Consider the following 17,521-nt stretch of genomic DNA (forward strand, 5'->3'; position numbering starts at 1 on the left):
CCCCTGATCAGTCCGCGGACACGGCCACGGCGTCGTCCTCGGCGGGCGGGGCCGAGACGAGTTCGGGGGAGGCGCCGGCGCCGACGGCCTCGATGCGCTGGTCCACGGGCACGCCCGAGCCGTCCCGGCGCCCATACTCGATCGGCAGCGCGCGGGCCACGCCGGCCCGGGAGGCCGCGAGCGCGGGCGCGGCGCCGATCCAGCCGAGCTCGAGGCCGCTCTCGCCCTTGAGCAGCCGGTGGGCGCGCACGCCGCCGGTGCCGCGGCCCTTGGCCGGATACTCCCCGAGCGGGGTGACCTTGACGGAGCCCGGGGCGGAGCCGAGCACGTCCGCCTCGCCGTCCGTCACGGTCACCACGACGGCGGGCCGCGGGTGGGCCGCGGCGTCCGCACCGGTCTCGGTGAGGGAGGCGGCGGGGGCCACCCCGAACGCGAGCACCGTGTCCCCGGCGGCCAGCCGGATGCCCGCGACACCGCCGCCGGCCGGGCCCTGGGGGCGCACGGCGGAGGCGGCGTAGCGCAGCAGCTGGCCGGTGCGGGTGAGGAAGACGAGCTGGTCGGCCTCGTCCGGGGCGGGGGCGGCGCCGACCACCGCGTCGCCGTCCTTCAGGGCGACGGCGTCGACGACCTGGCGGTTCAGGGGCCATTCCGGCCGGACGCGCTTGACGACCCCGTGGGCGGTGCCCAGCGCCAGGACGGCGTCCAGGGGGACCAGGGCCACGAGCGTCTCGCCCTTGGCCAGGGGCACCAGCTCCGCGACGGGGACGGCCGCGGTCATCGCGGGGGCCGCGGACGGCTCGCCGGCCGCCGGCAGGTCGACCGCCTGGAGGCGGTGCAGCGCGCCGGCGGAGGTGAGGGCCCCGATCTCGCCGCGGGCCGTCGTCGGGACCACGGAGGTGAAGGCGTCGTGCTTGCGGCGCCGGCCCTGCGGGGCGATCGGCGTGCGGTCCGCGGTGCGCAGCAGGCGTCCGGAGGTGGAGAGCAGGGCCCAGCACGCCGTGTCGGGGACCATCAGGTCCGCCCCGGCCTCCGCGGCGCCGGCGGGGGTGGGCCCGGACGGTGCGGGCCCGGCGGCGGGGGCCGCGGCGGTCTCGGCCTCGAGCAGGACCGTGCGCCGGTCGTCGCCGTGCTCGTCGGCCACGGCCTGCAGCTCGGCCGAGACCACCTCGCGCAGCCGCGCGTCGGAGGCGAGGATCGCCTCGAGCTCGGCGATCGCGGCCTGCAGCTCGTCGCGCTCGGCCTCCAGCTCGATGCGGGAGAACTTCGTCAGCTGGCGCAGCCGCAGCTCCAGGATGTGGTCGGCCTGCACCTGGGTGAGGTCGAAGACGCCCATGAGGCGGGTGCGCGCGGCCGCGGTGTCGTCCGAGGAACGGATGATCTCGATGACCTCGTCGATGTCCACGAGCGCCAGCAGCAGGCCCTCGACGAGGTGGAGACGATCGCGGTGCTTGCCGAGGCGGTGCCCCGTGCGGCGCCGCACCACGTCCAGACGGTGGTCCACGTAGACCCGCAGCAGGGGCAGCAGGCCCAGGGTCTGCGGCTGCCCGTCGACGAGCGCGACGTTGTTGATCCCGAACGTCTCCTCGAGCGGGGTGTGCCGGTACAGGGCGGCCAGCACGGCCTGGGGGTTGAACCCGGACTTGAGCTCGATCTGCAGGCGCAGCCCGTTCTTGCGGTCCGTCAGGTCCACGACGTCGGCGATGCCGCTGAGCTTCTTCGCGTCGACGCCGGCCTTGATCCGCTCGATGACCTTCTCGGGGCCCACGCCGTACGGCAGCTCGGTGACGACCAGGCCGGTGCGACGCGCGGAGACCTGCTCCACGGCGACAGCGGCTCGCATGCGGAACGTGCCGCGGCCGGTCGCGTAGGCGTCGCGGACGCCGTCGAGCCCCACGATCCGGCCGCCCGAGGGGAGGTCGGGGCCGGGGATGTGGGCCATGATCGCCTCGAGGTCCGCCTCGGGGTCCGCGAGCAGGTGGCGCGCGCCCGCCACGACCTCGCGCAGGTTGTGCGGGGCCATGTTCGTGGCCATGCCGACGGCGATGCCGGTGGTGCCGTTGACAAGCAGGTTGGGGTAGGCGGCGGGCAGCACGGCCGGCTGCTGGAGCTGGTTGTCGTAGTTGGGGACGAAGTCCACGGTGCCCTCGTCGAGGTCCGCGGTGAGCGCCAGGGCGGCCGGGGCCATGCGGGCCTCCGTGTAGCGCGGGGCCGCGGGGCCGTCGTCGAGCGAGCCGAAGTTGCCGTGCCCGTCCACCACGGGCAGACGCAGGGAGAACGGCTGGGCGAGGCGGACCATCGCGTCGTAGATCGCGGCGTCGCCGTGGGGGTGCAGCTTGCCCATCACCTCGCCTACCACCCGGGCGGACTTCACATGGCCGCGGTCCGGGCGCAGGCCCATGCGGGCCATCATGTAGAGGATGCGCCGCTGCACCGGCTTGAGGCCGTCGCGCGCGTCCGGCAGGGCGCGCGAGTAGATCACCGAGTAGGCGTACTCGAGGAAGGACGCCTCCATCTCCTCGGAGACGTCGACGTCGACGATGTTCTCCTGCTCCAGCGGCAGCGGGCGCGGGGCGTCCTGCTCGGCGGGGCGGGAACGGGATGAACGGGCCATCATGGTGGTCGGGGAGTCCTCACGGCGTCGGGGATTGTCTACAGTGATCCTATGGGTGAGACCGAAGCCGTCCGCGGATATCCCTCCCACTGGGAGGCCGATGTGGTGCTCCGTGACGGTGCGACGGCCCACCTGCGGCCCATCTCGCCCGAGGACGCCGCCGAGCTGCAGCGCATGCACGCCGGGCAGTCCGAGAACTCCATCTACCTGCGCTACTTCACGTACAAGTCCGAGCTGAGCGCCAAGGACCTGGACCGGTTCACCCACGTGGACCACCGGGACCGGGTGGCGTTCGTGATCACCCGGGGCGGCCGCCTGCTGGGCGTGGGCCGCTACGACCGCTACGGGGACTCCGACGCCGCGGAGGTCGCCTTCAACATCTCCGACGCCGCGCAGGGCCGCGGGCTGGGCTCCATCCTCATGGAGCACCTGGCCGTGGCCGCCCGCGAGAACGGCATCCGCCGCTTCACCGCCGAGGTCCTGCCCGAGAACCGCAAGATGCTCTCGGTGTTCCAGGAGTCCGGCTTCGAGGTGACCCGCCGGTTCGAGGACGGCGTCGTGGCCGTCGAGTTCCCCATCGACCCCACCGCCCGGTGGCGCGCCGTCGTCGAGTCCCGCGAGCACCGCGCCGAGTCCCGCAGCGTCGCCGAGCTGGTCGAGCCCGCGTCCGTGGCCGTCGTCGGCGCCTCCCGCGATCCGCAGGCCGTCGGCTCGCTCGTGCTGCGCCACGTCCTCGAGGCGGGCTTCACGGGAGCCGTCCACGCCGTGAACCGCGCCGCCGAGGACGTCCAGGGCCTCACCGCCCACCGCTCCCTGGCCGACATCGGCGAGCCGGTCGACCTCGTCGTCGTCGCCGTGCCCGCCGACGAGGTCGAGGCCCTCATCCCCGAGGCCGCCGCGGCCGGGGCCCAGGGCCTCGTGGTCCTCACCTCGGGCTACGCCGACGCCGGCGCCGAGGGGCTCGAGGCCCAGCGCCGCCTGGTCTCCCGCGCCCGCGCCCACGGCATGCGTGTGATCGGCCCGGCCTCGGCCGGCCTGGTCCGCACCGACCCCGCGATCCGCCTCAACGCCTCCCCGTCCCCGGGCCTGGCCCAGCGCGGCCCCGTCGGCCTGTTCAGCCAGTCCGGCGCCGTCGGCGCCATGGTCTCCGCCGGCGTCAAGCGCCGCGGGGTGGGGATCTCCACCTCGATCAGCGCCGGCAACCGTGCGGACGTCTCGGGCAACGACGCCATGCAGTTCTTCGAGGCGGACCCCCACACCGCCGCCGTCGGCGTGTACCTCGAGTCGTTCGGCAACCCGCGCAAGTTCTCCCGCATCGCCCGGCGGCTCTCCCGCACCAAGCCCGTCGTGGTGGTCCGCTCCGACGTCACCGGGCGCTTCCTGCCCCCGGGCCACGAGACCCGCACCACCCAGGCCCCCGAGGGCGCCGTGGACTCGATGCTCGACCAGACCGGCGTGCTCGAGGCCCACACGCACGAGGCCATGCTCGACATCCTCATGGCCGTGGCCAGCCAGCCGCTGCCCACGGGCCACCGCGTCGTCCTCGTGGCCGACTCGCTCGCCCTGGACCGGCTGGGCCGCGACGCCGCGGCCGAGGCCGGGCTGGAGGTCACGGCCACCGTCGGCCTCGTCGGCAGCGAACAGGGCATCGCCCCGCCCGCCGAGACGCTGGTCTCCGCCGTCCGGGACGCCGTCCGCCACGAGCAGGCCGACGCCGTCGTGGTGCTGGCCCGCCTCGGCCTGCACCAGGCGGACGACGAGCCGGAGCGGCTGGCCCACGCCCTCGCGGACGCGACCCGGGACGCCCGCATCCCCGTGCTCGGCTGCCTGACCGACGTCGTCTCCCCGCGCTACCGCGGCGCCACGCTCGGCGCCACCGGGCCCGTGGGTGACGACGCCGAGCCCGGCTCCCTGCAGCCCGGCCTGCCCTTCTACCCGTCGCCGCAGCAGGCCATGACCGTGCTCGGCGCGCTCGCGGACTACGTCCACTGGCGCCGCCAGGAGGTCGGCGAGCCGCTCGAGCCGACCGGCCTGCACCCGCACGAGGCCGAGGAGCTCGTGGAGGCGGCCGCCGCGCTTGCCGAGGGCACCGAACTCGTCCGGCTCTCCGACGAGGAGACCGAGACGCTGCTGGGCCACTACGGGATCACCGTGCTGCCCTCGGCCCGGTTCGAGACCGCCGACGAGGCCGTGGCGGCCGCCGAGCGGCTCGGCTTCCCCGTGGCGCTCAAGGCCGTGGACCCCCACCTGCGGCACCGACTCGACCTGGGCGGCGTCCGCCTGAACGTGGTGGACGCCGATTCCCTGCGCCGCAACGTCGAGCACATGCGCCGTCTGCTCGCGCCGTTCGGCGTGCGCGAGCTCGAGGTCCAGGCCATGGCCCCCGCCGGCCAGGCCTGCATGCTCACGGCGCTCGAGGACCCGCTGCTGGGCCCCGTGGTCTCCTTCGGCATCGCCGGCGACGCCACGGACCTGCTGGGGGACTGGGTGCACCGCGTGCCCCCGCTCACGGACCGGGACGTGGCCCGCATGGTCCGCGCCCCCCGCGCCGCCGTGAAGCTGCGCGGCACCGGCGGGGTGCCCTCCGTCGACCTCGCCGCGCTGGAGGACCTCGTGGGCCGCGTCAGCGTCCTCAAGGACGACCTGCCGCAGGTCGCCCGCCTGCGCTTCGCGCCCGTGCTGGCCGCCCCCGAGGGCGTGACGGTGCTGCAGGCCGAGGTGCACGTCGCCAACGCGGCCCGCCGCACCGACTCGGCCCGGCGCGCGTTGCGCGGCCGCTGACCGGGCCGTCCACAGCGGGCCCGGACGGCCCGGCGCCGGACCCGTAGCATGGGGGACATGAGCCCGTTCCGCAGGAGTCACGAGCCAGGCCGTCCCGACCACCGCCCCGACGCCCCCGAGGCCGAGGGCCGGCAGCGCGAGGCCCGCACCCTGGACGGCAGCGGCGGCCTCGACGCCTCACTCGTCCGCGCCGGCTTCTACCCGGACCTCGTGGCGCACGCCATCGCCCTCGAGCTCGAAGGCCGCACCCCGGACGCGCACCTCGTCCACGTGGACACGCACTTCGACTACGAGGAGATCCACCGGCACATCACGGCCCTCGTGCTCGCCGGGGACACCCTGCTGGCCGTCCACCTCGACGACCACGCCGCCGACCCGGCCGGCCAGGCGGTCCTCGCCCAGGTCTCCACCGAGATGGTCCCGGTCCGCGCCCTCGGCTCCGTGGTCCTGACCACCGGCCACGCCGACCCCGCCCGCTTCCGGCCGTCCGACCCCGTGGCCGAGATGACCCTCGGGCTGATGTGGGCCGGAGGCCAGCGACTGGACCTGCAGCCCGCCGGCTGCGCCGACCCCCAGTGCGACCTCGACCACGGCTACACCGGCACCGCCACCCGCGAGGACCTCGTGATCCGCGTCGCCGCCGACGCCGACGGGCAGGGGGCCGTCGACGGCGCCCTGGCCTTCGCCCGGGCCCTGCGCCGCGCCCACCTGGCGGCCACCACGTGACGGGGCCCGCCCTCCCCGACGGCGTGGTCCCCGCCGACCGTGCCCTGCGCTCCGTCCTGACCTCCGCCGCGGCCGCCCTCGGTGTCCCGGGCTGTGAGAACGCGCTCGCGGTCCCGGCGGGCCGCCGCGTGGTCGTCGCCCTGGTGGACGGCCTCGGACGGTCCCTCCTGAAGCGCTTCGGCGGCCACGCCCCCACGCTGCGCTCGGCGATGGCCGACGGCGGCCGCGTCCTCGAGGCGGCCGTGCCCACCACGACGGCCGCGTCCCTCACGAGCCTGGGCACCGGGCTGGACGTCGGGGAGCACGGCGTGGCCGGCTACGACGTGCTCGACCCGGACCGGGACGTGGTGATCAACCAGCTGGGCGGCTGGGACGAGGCCACCGACCCGGTGGGGTGGCAGCCGAAGCCCACCGTGTTCGAGCGCGCCGCCGCGGCCGGCGTGGACGCCGTCACGGTCTCGCTGCCCGCCTTCGAGCGTTCGGCCCTGACACGGGCGGGGCTGCGTGGCGGCCGGTTCGTGGCCGGCCGCGCCCTGATCGCCCGCGCCCAGGCCGTCGAACGCGTGCTGAAGGACGCCCGCGTGCCCACGCTCGTCTACTTCTACGTCAACGAGCTGGACAAGGCCGGCCACCGGGACGGCGTGGGCTCGGACCGGTGGCTGCACGCCCTCGAGGAGATCGACGCGGCGGTGCGGCGCCTGGTGGACCGCGTGCCCGCCGGGACGGTGGTGCTCGCCACCGGCGACCACGGCATGGTCGACGTGCCGCCGTCGCGCCGCGTGGACTACGCCGCCCTGGACGAGGCCGGGGAGCTCGCCGACCCCGCGCTGCTCGAGGGGATCGCGCACACCGCGGGGGAGCCCCGCCTCGTGCAGCTGCACTTCCGATCCGACGCGGGTCCGGACGTGCGCGAGAGGGTGCGGCGCACCTGGGCCGAGCGCTACGGGGCGCACGCGTGGGTGCTCACGCGGGACGAGGCCGTCGACGCCGGCTGGTTCGGCGCCGTCGTCGAGGACCGGGTCCGTGCCCGCATCGGGGATCTGCTCGTCGCCGTGCACGGGGATCTTGCCCTCTACGACGGCCGGCGGGTGCCCCCGCACGCCTTCGAGATGGTGGGCCAGCACGGCGCGCCCACGCGCGCCGAGCGGGAGGTCCCGCTGCTCACCTGGCACCGCTGAGCCCGCCCCGCGGCCGGGGCCGGGCCGGGGTCAGTCGCCCTTGCGGCCGAAGACGATCTCGTCCCAGCTGGGCACGGACGCGCGGCGAGCGGCCGAGCGGGCCCGGGGGCGCGGCGTGACGGCCGGCATGGCAGGGCGCGCGGCACGCTCGCGAGGCGCGGGCTCCGCCCCCTCGTCCTCGACACCCGCGTCCGCGACCTCCGCGTCCGCGACGTCTGCGGCAGTGTCCTCGGCGCGGTCGGTCTCGGCGGCCGGTTCCGGCTCGTCGATGCCCGGGGCGTCGTCGGCGGTCGTCAGGGCCCCCTCGGCGTCGACCGGGGCGAGCGGCTCGGGCGCCTGGGCGGCCTCGCGCCGACTCCGGTCCTGGTGCTCGCGGGCGATCAGGTGCGCGAGCGTGTCGTCCGACTCCAGGTCCGCGCCCACACGCTGACCCCGGCGCACCCGCAGGATCTCCAGCAGATCGGCGTCGCGGTCGGCGGCCGGGGAGTGCGCACCCGCGGGGGTCACGGCGTCCTCGGCGTCCACGTCGTCCGTCACCGGTTCGGCCGCGGGGGCGCGGGGGACCAGGTCCCAGGCCTCCGCCTCGGACAGGGCGCGGGCCCAGGCGTTCTCGGGTTCGAGGTGGCGTCCGGCCGGGCGGAACGTCCAGAGCGCCGGCGGCTCCTCGCGGGTGGGCAGACTCCCCGCACCGGACACGGCGAACCGGGCGGCCACGGTCCAGCCGGCCTGGTCCTCGCGCCACGCGTCCCACTCGAGGCTCGCCTCGTCCACGCCCAGCTCGGCGAGCCGGTGCGCGGCGAGCTCACCGAGCGTCGTGGGGCCGCCGTCCTGGACGAGGTCCGAGTAGAGGTCGGGCCCGCCGACCCAGACCTCGACGGCGCGGGCCTGCCGGGCGATCCAGTCGCGCTCGGCCAAGACGGGGTGACCGTAGGTGCGGATGCGCGAGAACGCGTTCCCGCTCTCCCGGGCCACCTGCTCCACGGAGGCGCCCGCACGGATGCGCTGCTGGATCTCCCGGGGGGTGAGGGGCACGGCCTCCTGGGTCGCGGCGGCCTTGACGGACTCCTGGTCGGTCAGCGGCGCCGGGGTCGGTCCGTCCGCGGTCGAGTCGTCGGCCACGGGCCGCGGGTCGATCCGCGGGGTGAGCGCGAGGTCCTCGTCCGGCCGGGCCGGGCCGGAGGGCGCCTCGGGAGCCCGCTCGTCCTCCTCCGCGGCATCGTCGGCGTGCGTCGCCGCGTCCACCGGTCCCTCGGCGTCCTCGTCGTCCGCCCCGGGGACGTCCATCTCCGTCATGTCGTGCCAGGCCGCGGGGCCGTCCTCGGCCGGTCGCCCGTCCTCGGGCGCGGCGCCCTCGATGACCAGCCGGCGCAGATAGGGGGAGAGGGGGAGCGTGTGCTCCTCGCCCTCGGGCCCCGACAAACGCAGCGCGTCGCCGTCCTCGGTGGGTCCGGTCAGTCGCAGCTCTGCCATGGCGGTGGTCCCTCCCACATCGTGTTCTGGTCACCGGGCATGCGGACGCCCGGCCGGGCATGCCCCGATCCTAGCCGCCGGGCCGCAGACCACGGCCCGGGCGAGGGGCGCGCGCCCGCGCGAATCCGCCCTGGGCGAGCATGCCGGTCAACATTTGGCACGGGTTCGGCCATGGTGCACAATCTACGCGCAACGGCGCAGGCCGGTGATGCGTGGCCCGCCCACGACGCCGCCTGCGCAGTGCCGGCACCGGTCCCGGTGCCGTCCCCCACCAGCGGAGCGTGAAACCCCATGGCCACTGACTACGACGCCCCTCGCAAGAACGAGGAAGAGCTGAGCCAGAACTCCATCGAGGAGCTGAAGGCACGGCGCACGGACACCCAGTCCGCCGTCGTGGACGAGGACGAAGCGGAGGCCGCCGAGGGGTTCGAGCTGCCCGGCGCCGACCTCTCGGGTGAAGAGCTGATGGTGCGGGTGCTGCCCGCCCAGTCGGATGAGTTCACCTGCGCCTCCTGCTTCCTGGTCCGCCATCGCTCGCAGGCCGCGCGTGAGAAGAACGGCCTGATCTACTGCACCGACTGCGAGGGCTGAGCCCCCGCCGCCGGGGCGGTCAGCGGCCCTCGGCCGTCCCCTCCTGCCGGGCCATGGTCCCGCCGAGGGCCGCGACCAGCTCCTCCGGACGCCGGGTGCTGGTCAGCCAGTAGGGTGTGCGGTCGCGCTCGTCGGTCAGCTGGATCCGCACGACGGGCGCGATCCAGCCGCGCACGTTCACGAAGGCCAGCCCGTGCAGCAGCGGGCCGCGCTGGGCCCGGGCGTCCTCGCCGCGATACCCCGTGACCTGACCGACGTGGTGCCGTTCGATGCTGGCGCGGCCCACCTGGAGGGTGCGTTCGCGCACCACGATGCGCGGGGTGGTGGCCACCAGGATCAGGACCTCGACGGCGAAGAACGCGACGGCGGCCGCGATGCCCACCCCGAGGTCGATCGGCGCGAACACGAGTATCGTCAGCGCCGCCAGCATGAGCGCCACGGCCCAGACCCCCGGGGAGGGCGTCAACCGCTCCTCGAACAGGACCGGATCGGGTCCCGCCGCAGCGCCCTCGGGGGCGCGGCGGGAGGCATCGGCGACGGGGTGCTGCTGGGGATCACGCATGGGTCCCAGCTTCCCACATCCGGACTCCGGTCCCGCCGCGCGGCACCGGTGAGGGCGCCCGCCCGGCCGCCTCGACGCGGCCCCGGGCCGACGGGTGCTCGTGTAGGGTCGGGCCTCGTGACCGACTCCGCCGAGCTGCCCGTGCCCCTGCACGCCCTCGATCCGGGCCTGGCCCCGCCCGCCTACGCGCAGCCGGGCGACGCGGGCGCGGACCTGCGCACCGCCGTCGACGTGACCCTGGCCCCGGGTGAGCGTGCCCTCGTGCCGACCGGCGTGGCGCTGGCCATCCCGGAGGGCCACGCGGGGTTCGTGCACCCCCGCTCGGGCCTCGCGGTCCGCCACGGCCTGAGCGTCGTCAACGCCCCCGGCACCATCGACGCCGGCTACCGCGGCGAGATCAAGGTGCCCCTGATCAACCTGGACCCGACCGAGCCGATCGTGCTGCGCCGCGGCGACCGGATCGCCCAGCTCGTGCTGCAGCCGGTCGTGCGGGCCCGCTTCGAGCCCGTGGACGCGCTGCCCGACTCCGAACGCGGGGCCGGCGGCTTCGGCTCGACCGGCGGCTTCACCGCCGACACCACCCCTGGGAGGACGTCGTGATCTTCGGACGCAACCGCACCGTGCGCCACGAGCAGGTCAGCCTGCCGGCCGAGCTGCTGGAGGAGCGCGACCTCGAGATCGCCGCCGCGCCGGAGGCAGCCGACGTCGGTCCGCACGACGTCGCCACCCGCCCGGATCCCGCCGGCATGATCGACCTGGGGTCGCTGCGCCTGCGGGCGGTCCAGGGCATGAAGCTGCGCCTCGACGTCGAGGACGCGACGAAGCGGATCGTCGCCGCCACCGTCAGCCTCGGCCGCTCGGCGCTGCAGGTCCAGGCGTTCAGCGCCCCGCGCCGCACGGGCCTGTGGGACGACCTGCGCGCCGAGCTGCACGACTCCCTGTCGACCACCGCCCACGCGACCGTGCAGGAGCAGACCGGCCGCTTCGGCATCGAGATCCTCACGCGCGTGCCGGCGGCGCTGCCGGACGGCTCGCCGGGGTGGAACGTCGCCCGGTTCGTGGGCGTGGACGGTCCGCGCTGGTTCGTCCGCGGCGTGTTCCACGGCGAGGCCGCCTTCCAGCCGGAGGCCGCCGAGCCGCTGGAACAGGTGTTCTCCGACCTGGTCGTGGTGCGGGGCGACGAGCCGCTCCCGCCGCGCGAGCTGCTGCCCCTGCGTCCGCCTCCCAACGCGCGCCCGCTGCAGCGTCGCCGCCCGGCCCCGGACGAGGGCCGGGACGTGCTCGCGGACACCGCCGCCGGCCCGGGGGACGGCGCGGCACCGGAGGCCACCGCGCTGCCCGAGCGCGGTCCGGAGATCACGGAGACCCGGTGAGCCCCGCCGTCGCAGCCCGCCCGACCGGCGCCGCGGGCCGCATCGAGCGCCGCGGCGTCATCGCCTCCGTCACACTGCCCGGCGCGGACGAGGCGACCGTCTTCCGCGCGGTCTTGGCCGACCGCCTGCCCGCGCCCGGGAGCATGGCGCCCGCGGAGACGCTGCAGCTGGTCTGGCACGGGCGGCGCCGCGTGCCCGGTGTCATGCCGGGGGAGTGGCTGACGGTCCGCGGCCGCGTCACCCAGATGGATGGCGTGCCCACCCTGCACAACCCCGAGTTCGACCTGGTCGACGCGCCCGAGGCCACGCTCTGAGCACGGCCCCGAGAGGAGAGCCCATGACCGAGCCGCGTGGCCCCGTCACCGCCGCCCCGGACGGGGCCGGCCCCCTGCCGTCTCGAGCCCGCCTGGACGAGCGCGGCCGCCTCGACGCGCTGGGCAGCGTCGGTGGCTGGCGCGGCATCGTCGAGGCCTCCCTGCCCACCCTCGTCTACATGGTCGGCTACGTCGCCACCCAGCAGGTGTGGCCCTCCGGCGTGGCGGCCGTCGCGGTCGCACTCGTGCTGGGCGTCGCGCGCCTCGTCCAGCGCCAGTCGCCGGTCCAGGTGCTGGCCGGCCTCGCCGTCGTCGTCCTGTCCGTCGTGGTCTCCCTGACCACCGGCCAGGCCCGCGACTACTACCTGTGGGGCTTCGTCACCAACGCCGCCTACGGCCTCGCGTTCGCGGTGTCCGTCCTCGTGGGCTGGCCCGCGGCGGGCCTGGTGCTCGGCCTCGTGCGCGCCGAGGGCACCCGCTGGCGGGCCCACCGGCGTCGGCGCCGCGCCTACGCCGCGGCCACCTGGATCCTCGTGGCCGTGTTCGCGCTGCGCCTGGCGGTGCAGGTGCCCCTCTACCTCGGGGACGCCGTCACCGCGCTCGGGGTGGCCCGCCTGGTGATGGGCCTGCCGCTCTATGCCCTGGGGCTCTGGCTCGCCTGGTCCGTCAGCTCGCCCGGTCAGGACGACGGCGTGCCGGCGGACTCCGCCGCCTCCGAGCGTCCCTGAGCGCGGCCCTCGCCGACGAGGAGGCGACGCAGGGCCGGCTCGGCGGAGCCGGCGGCCAGGAAGAAGAGCTCGTCGCCCACCTCCAGGACCTCGTCCGCCGACGCCTGCCGGGGGGCGCCGTCGCGCACGACCGCCACGAGCGGAGCCTCCTGCGGCCAGGACACGGTGCCGATGCGCCGGCCCTCGAGCCAGTGCTCCGCCGGGACCCGGAACTCGGACAGCGCCGCGCCGCCGGCCTCCAGTCTGAGCAGGCGCACGAGGTCCCCGGTCTCCACGGCCTCCTCCACGAGCGCCGTCATGATCGAGGGGGTGGACACGGCCACGTCCACGCCCCACGACTCGTCGAAGAGCCAGTCGTTGAGCGGGTTGTTGACGCGGGCCACGGTGCGGCCGACGCCGAACTCCGAGCGGCTCAGCAGGGAGCACACGAGGTTGACCCGGTCGTCGCCGGTCGCCGCGACGAGCACGTCCGCCTCCAGGGCGCCGCACTGCTCGAGCACGGTCAGGTCGCACGCATCCCCGAGGACGAGGCGTGCGCCGCCGACGTCGGCCTTGCGGGCCGCGTCCGTGCGCGCCTCGACGACGACCACCTCGTGGCCGTGCGCGTGCAGCTCCCGCGCGATGGAGGCGCCCACGGCGCCGGCTCCGGCGATGACGGCCCTCATGCCCGTCCCTCCTCGTCCTCGTCCGTGCCGTCCGGCACGCGTGCCTCGCCCTGCAGGGCGGCCTCCACCTGGTCCCGGCGGTCCACCGGGTAGACGGCGTGCAGCACGTCGCCCTCCTGCAGGCGGTCGCCCGGCCGGGGCAGCTGGCCGTCGCCGAGCCGGGTGAGGTAGGCGATGCGCATCCCCACCGTGGACTCGACGTCGGTCAGCCGACGGCCCCACCACGAAGAGTGGGGGACCAGCTCGGTCACGAGCAGCCGGCCGGAGGCGTCGCGGTGCTCCGCGTCGGCGGTGCCGGCCGGCAGCAGCCGGTGCAGCACCTGGTCGGCCGTCCACTGGATCGAGGCGACCGTGGGGATGCCGAGGCGCTGGTACAGCCGGGCCCGGTCGGCGTCGTAGATGCGCGCCACCACGTGGTCCACGTGGAAGGTCTCGCGGGCCACGCGGGCGGCGATGATGTTCGTGTTGTCGTCCGCGGTCACGGCCGCCAGGCCCTGCGCGCGGTCGATGCCGGCGGCGAGCAGCGCGGAGCGGTCGAAGCCCACGCCGGCCACGAGCTCGCCGGAGAAGCCGGGGGCCAGCCCCTCCACGGTCCGCGGGTCGCGGTCCACGAGGGCGACGCCGTGACCGGCCGCGTCCAGCGCGGCCGCCAACCGGGTGCCCACCCGTCCGCCGCCGACGATCACGTAGTGGGCCATGCCCGTCCCTGCCTCTCGTGCGGTGCTCCGTGCGCCGGGGAGCCGACGCGCGCTCCATCCTCGCATCCGGCGGGCACGTCCGGGAGCATCCGCGTCGCCGCGGCGTCCGGGCCCGGCGGGGGTACCGTGGTGCGGTGGCCACGCTGTCCTCCCTCCTGCGCCGCGGCCTCCTCGGTCGCCCCGTGACGTCGCACGCCGCCGACGAGCCCCGCATGAACCGGTGGCGGGCGCTGCCCGTGACGTCGTCGAACGCCCTGTCCTCCCTCGCCTACGCCCCGGACGAGGTCATCCTCACCCTGGTCGCGGCCGGCACGTCCGCGCTCGCGCTCGGACCCGCCGTCGGCTGGGCCGTCGTCGCGGTGATGCTGCTCATCGTCGTGTCCTTCCGCGCCGCGGTCGCCGCCGTTCCGCACGGCGGCATCTATCACATGGCCGGCATGAAGCTGGGCCCGAGGGCCGGCGTCGTCGCCTCGGCCGCGCTCCTGCTGGACTTCGTGTTCACCGCCGCGGTCTCCGTGGCCGCCTTCGCCCACTTCGTGGCGGCGCTGGCCCCCGGACTCACCGTCGGCAGCCGCGTGCTGGTGGCCTCGGCCGCGCTCGTGGGCGTACTGCTGGCCGCGCTCCGCGGGGTGCGGCTGTCCCGGTGGGTGCTGCCCGTGCTCGTGAGCGTGTTCGTCGCCCTGACCGCGCTGCTCGTCCTGGCGGGCCTGTGGCAGGAGGGCCGTGGGCTGCTCGGCGCGGCGCCGACGGCCGGCTGGACGCAGGAGGGCGCCGGGGTCGGCGGGACCGTCAGCACCGTGGCGACGGCGCTGCTCGCCCTGCGCGCGTTCAGCGCGGGATCGGTGCTGCTCACCGGCGTCGAGGTGCCGGTCTCGAGCACCCGCCTGATGGCCCGGCCGGCCGTGCCCACGGTGCGGTGGGTGCTCACCGTGATGGCCCTCACCCTCGGCGCGCTGACCGTGGGCGTCATGCACCTGGCTCAGCGCACCGGCGTCGTCGTCGGGCTGGAGCTGGAGAACCTCCGGGACGCCGCGGGTGCCGAGGTCACGCCCGACCGCGCCCCCGCCCCCGTGCTCGCCCAGCTCGCGGACACCGTGTACGGCCCGGGCAGCATCCTGTCCGTCGCCACCATCGCGGCCACCGCCCTGCTCCTGCTGTTCGCGGCCAAGTCGGCGTTCCGCTCGTTCCCCGCCCTGGCCGCGCGCGTGGCCGAGGACGGCTACCTGCCCCGGCAGCTGAGGGTCCGCAGCGACCGGCTGGTGCACACGTGGAGCGTCCTCGGGATGGGGGCCGTGGCCCTCTCGCTCGTGCTGTTCTTCGAGGCCCGGACCGCCCTGCTCGTGCAGCTTTACGTCATCGGCGTGCTGCTGGCCTTCACGCTCGCGCAGGCCGGCATGCTGCGGCTGTGGCGCCGCCGGCTCGTGCACACACCGGGCGCCCGGGCCCGCGCGGCCGTCCGGCTGCGCCTGATCATCACGGCGGTGGCCTGGGTGGTCACGGCGCTGGCGGGCGTCGTCGTCCTGGTCACCCGCTTCACGCAGGGCGCGTGGGTGGCGCTGCTGGCGATCGTGCTCGGCTCGCTGGTGATGGGGCGGATCCGCCGCCACTACGCGGACGTGGACCGCGAGCTCGCACCGGACCCCCAGGACGACGCGCGGGCCCTGCCCTCGCGGGTCCACGTGGTGGTCGTCGTGACCACGCTGGACCGGCCGGCGCTGCGGGCGCTGGCCTACGCCCGCGCGTCGCGGCCGTCCTCCCTCGAGGCCGTCGTCGTGGACGCCGAGCGCGCCGCCACCCTGGAGGTGATCGACGCCTGGGAGCGTGCCGGCCTGCCGATGTCGCTCACCGTGATCGCCTCGCCCTACCGCGACACGGTGGCCCCCCTGGTGCGGCATGTGCGCGAGCACCGACGCCGCTCCCCGCGGGACCTGACCATGGTGTTCATCCCGGAGTACGTGGTCCGGCCGGGCTGGCGCACGCTCCTGCACAACCGGACCGCCACCCGCCAGACGCGGCGACTGCAGCGGGAGCCGGGCGTGATGGTGGGCTCGGTGCCGTGGCAGGTCCACGAGGGCCAGGGCTCTTGACCGCCCCGGCGCCCCCGGGGAGCGGCGGATGACGCCGTCCGACGGCGCGCCCACGATCGAGGCGACACAGCCGCATCGGTCTGCAAGGATGATGATGATCTGACCAGTCGATGCTCAGGGCAAGACCTGAAGCGCGCTGCGATGCGAGAGGAGCCAGACATGGCAGTCGTCGACACGTCCACAGACGTCACCGGGATCGGGAGGACCATCGAGGTGGAGGTCGGGGCCATGGCCCACGGCGGCCACTGCGTGGCCCGGCACGAGGGGCGGGTCGTCTTCGTGCGCCACGCCGTGCCCGGCGAGAAGGTCCGGGTGGCCCTGACCGAGGCCGAGGACGGGGCCCGCTTCTGGCGCGGCGACGTCGTGGAGGTGCTGCGGCCCTCCGAGTTCCGCCGCATCCACCAGTGGAAGCTCGCGGACATGCTGCGCGCCCACGCCTCGGGTCGCCCGCCCGTGGGCGGCGCCGAGTTCGGCCACATCGTGGTCCCGCACCAGCGCCGGCTCAAGGCCCAGGTCTTCCGGGACACGGTGCACCGCATCGCCGACCTCGCGGTGGAGCCGGAGGTGTGCTTCGCCGGCTCCGAGGACGAGCCCACCGGCCAGCGCTGGCGGACCCGGAACGCGTTCGCGGTGACCCCCCAGGGGCACATCGCGATGCACGCCTACCGTTCGGCGACCCTCCTACCCGTGCGCAACATGCCGCTCGGCGTGCCGGCCCTCGATGCGCTCGCCCTGTGGGACTGGGACTTCACCGGAGCCGCCCGCGTGGACGTCGCGACGCCGGCCTCCGGCTCCCGCCCCCTCGTGCTGGTGACGCCCACCCCGCAGACGCGGGCGGACGAGGTCAAGCTCGGCCGGCTGCGCACCCGGATCCGCCAGGCGGCCAATGCGTGCGGCGTGGACGTCTCCACCGGCCTGGCCCTGCCCGGCCCGAAGCAGTTCCAGCCGGTCAAGGTCGAGCGCATCACCGGCAAGACCTGGGTCGAGGAGACCGTGGAGTCCGAGCGCGGCGGCACCAAGCGCTTCCGCGTCACGGGTGACGGCTTCTGGCAGGTCCACCAGCACGCCCCGGCCACCCTCGTGGACGCGGTGCTCGAGGACGCGCGCGTCGAGCCGGGCCAGGTCGTGGCCGACCTCTACGGCGGCGCCGGCCTGTTCAGCGCGTACCTGGCGGACGCCGTGGGACCCGAGGGCCGCGTGTACTCGGTGGAGGCCTCCCGCCAGGCCTCGAAGGACGCCCGCCGCAACCTGCACGACCAGCCGCAGGCCTCGGTGCTCAACGGCCCCACGGACAAGGTGCTCGGCAGCTGGCTGAAGTACCCCGAGCGTCCCGTGGCGGACGGCGGCCTCGGCGGTGCCGCGCTGGACACCGTCGTCCTGGACCCGCCGCGGGCGGGCGCGGGGCGGCGGGCGATCGAGCGCATCCTCGCGCTCGAGCCGGGCCGCATCGTGTACGTCTCGTGCGACCCCGCCTCGTTCGCCCGCGACCTGGCGTGGCTGCGCGACGGCGGCTACGAGGTGGAGCGCGCCCGCGTGTTCGACCTCTACCCGGACACCCACCACCTCGAGTCGGTGACCGTGCTGGTGCCGGCCGCCCAGAGCGCCCCGGCCGCGGCCGTCGTCGAGATCTGACCCGGCATCCGCGTGGCGGCCTGCGGGCCGCCGCGCGCCATGCCCGCGTCACACGGGACCGGCGCGGTACCCTGGGACGCAGTGCGGCACCTGTGACGCAGACGA

15 protein-coding genes are annotated in these 17,521 nt (G+C 75.8%); 10 read left to right on the top strand and 5 right to left on the bottom strand.

Annotated features, from left to right (window positions below):
• Window positions 1-7: 7 nt before the first annotated feature.
• Window positions 8-2,614, bottom strand: a complete 2,607-nt coding sequence (locus G6R13_RS07415) for a DNA topoisomerase (ATP-hydrolyzing) (RefSeq protein WP_102708619.1) — start codon at window positions 2,612-2,614, stop codon at window positions 8-10.
• Between the two features lie 48 nt (window positions 2,615-2,662).
• Here G6R13_RS07415 and G6R13_RS07420 point away from each other — a divergent pair, with 48 nt between their 5' ends.
• From G6R13_RS07420 to G6R13_RS07430, 3 genes are read left to right on the top strand one after another with little or no spacing between them, the layout of a single operon-like run.
• Window positions 2,663-5,392, top strand: coding sequence for a GNAT family N-acetyltransferase (locus G6R13_RS07420; RefSeq protein ID WP_163721320.1), 2,730 nt, complete (start codon window positions 2,663-2,665; stop codon window positions 5,390-5,392).
• A 57-nt stretch (window positions 5,393-5,449) separates the two neighbouring features.
• A complete protein-coding gene (locus tag G6R13_RS07425; protein ID WP_044659536.1) occupies window positions 5,450-6,118 on the top strand; it encodes a DUF5998 family protein in 669 nt (222 codons plus the stop codon).
• On the top strand, window positions 6,115-7,296 hold the full coding sequence (locus G6R13_RS07430; RefSeq protein WP_044659532.1) for a nucleotide pyrophosphatase/phosphodiesterase family protein: 1,182 nt from the start codon (window positions 6,115-6,117) through the stop codon (window positions 7,294-7,296). Before G6R13_RS07425 ends, G6R13_RS07430 begins: the two co-directional genes overlap by 4 nt.
• A 30-nt stretch (window positions 7,297-7,326) precedes the next feature.
• Here G6R13_RS07430 and sepH read toward each other — a convergent pair whose 3' ends face one another.
• Window positions 7,327-8,766, bottom strand: a complete 1,440-nt coding sequence (sepH, locus tag G6R13_RS07435; protein ID WP_044659533.1) for a septation protein SepH — start codon at window positions 8,764-8,766, stop codon at window positions 7,327-7,329.
• 291 nt (window positions 8,767-9,057) lie between these two features.
• On the opposite strand from sepH, the gene G6R13_RS07440 reads away from it, so the two are divergent.
• A complete protein-coding gene (locus G6R13_RS07440; RefSeq protein ID WP_002858157.1) occupies window positions 9,058-9,357 on the top strand; it encodes a DUF4193 domain-containing protein in 300 nt (99 codons plus the stop codon).
• A 19-nt stretch (window positions 9,358-9,376) separates the two neighbouring features.
• Here the strand turns inward: G6R13_RS07440 and G6R13_RS07445 are convergent, their stop codons facing one another.
• Window positions 9,377-9,919: a DUF3093 domain-containing protein gene (locus G6R13_RS07445; RefSeq protein ID WP_036382817.1), complete on the bottom strand. Its 543-nt coding sequence runs from the start codon at window positions 9,917-9,919 to the stop codon at window positions 9,377-9,379.
• 117 nt (window positions 9,920-10,036) lie between these two features.
• Between G6R13_RS07445 and dut the strand changes: the two genes are divergently transcribed.
• Genes dut through G6R13_RS07465 form a run of 4 tightly spaced genes read left to right on the top strand, consistent with a single transcriptional unit; the run spans window position 10,037 to window position 12,334 of the window.
• Complete coding sequence (dut, locus tag G6R13_RS07450; RefSeq protein WP_036382821.1) at window positions 10,037-10,519, top strand: dUTP diphosphatase; 483 nt, start codon at window positions 10,037-10,039, stop codon at window positions 10,517-10,519.
• The gene (locus G6R13_RS07455; RefSeq protein ID WP_044659534.1) at window positions 10,516-11,292 is read left to right on the top strand and encodes a DUF3710 domain-containing protein; all 777 of its coding nucleotides are present in this window, start codon (window positions 10,516-10,518) and stop codon (window positions 11,290-11,292) included. Before dut ends, G6R13_RS07455 begins: the two co-directional genes overlap by 4 nt.
• Window positions 11,289-11,606: an OB-fold nucleic acid binding domain-containing protein gene (locus G6R13_RS07460; RefSeq protein ID WP_049147125.1), complete on the top strand. Its 318-nt coding sequence runs from the start codon at window positions 11,289-11,291 to the stop codon at window positions 11,604-11,606. The genes G6R13_RS07455 and G6R13_RS07460 overlap by 4 nt, the downstream gene beginning before the upstream one ends.
• Before the next feature lie 23 nt (window positions 11,607-11,629).
• Window positions 11,630-12,334, top strand: coding sequence for a DUF3159 domain-containing protein (locus G6R13_RS07465; protein ID WP_020625079.1), 705 nt, complete (start codon window positions 11,630-11,632; stop codon window positions 12,332-12,334).
• Here the strand turns inward: G6R13_RS07465 and G6R13_RS07470 are convergent.
• Window positions 12,286-12,999, bottom strand: a complete 714-nt coding sequence (locus G6R13_RS07470; RefSeq protein WP_036382825.1) for a TrkA family potassium uptake protein — start codon at window positions 12,997-12,999, stop codon at window positions 12,286-12,288. The genes G6R13_RS07465 and G6R13_RS07470 overlap by 49 nt on opposite strands.
• Window positions 12,996-13,697, bottom strand: a complete 702-nt coding sequence (locus tag G6R13_RS07475; protein WP_020625081.1) for a TrkA family potassium uptake protein — start codon at window positions 13,695-13,697, stop codon at window positions 12,996-12,998. The genes G6R13_RS07470 and G6R13_RS07475 overlap by 4 nt, the downstream gene beginning before the upstream one ends.
• 134 nt (window positions 13,698-13,831) lie before the next feature.
• Here G6R13_RS07475 and G6R13_RS07480 point away from each other — a divergent pair, with 134 nt between their 5' ends.
• Window positions 13,832-15,784 carry an APC family permease gene (locus G6R13_RS07480; RefSeq protein ID WP_020625082.1) on the top strand — a complete coding sequence of 651 codons (1,953 nt, stop codon included), beginning with the start codon at window positions 13,832-13,834 and terminating at the stop codon, window positions 15,782-15,784.
• Window positions 15,785-15,943: 159 nt separating this feature from the next.
• Window positions 15,944-17,416 (top strand): TRAM domain-containing protein, encoded by a 1,473-nt coding sequence (locus G6R13_RS07485; protein ID WP_020625083.1) that lies wholly within the window; start codon window positions 15,944-15,946, stop codon window positions 17,414-17,416.
• Window positions 17,417-17,521: the final 105 nt, after the last annotated feature.

The sequence above is a fragment of the Micrococcus sp. Alg238-R198 genome, from assembly GCF_900537135.1.
Taxonomy (GTDB): Bacteria; Actinomycetota; Actinomycetes; order Actinomycetales; family Micrococcaceae; genus Micrococcus; species Micrococcus luteus.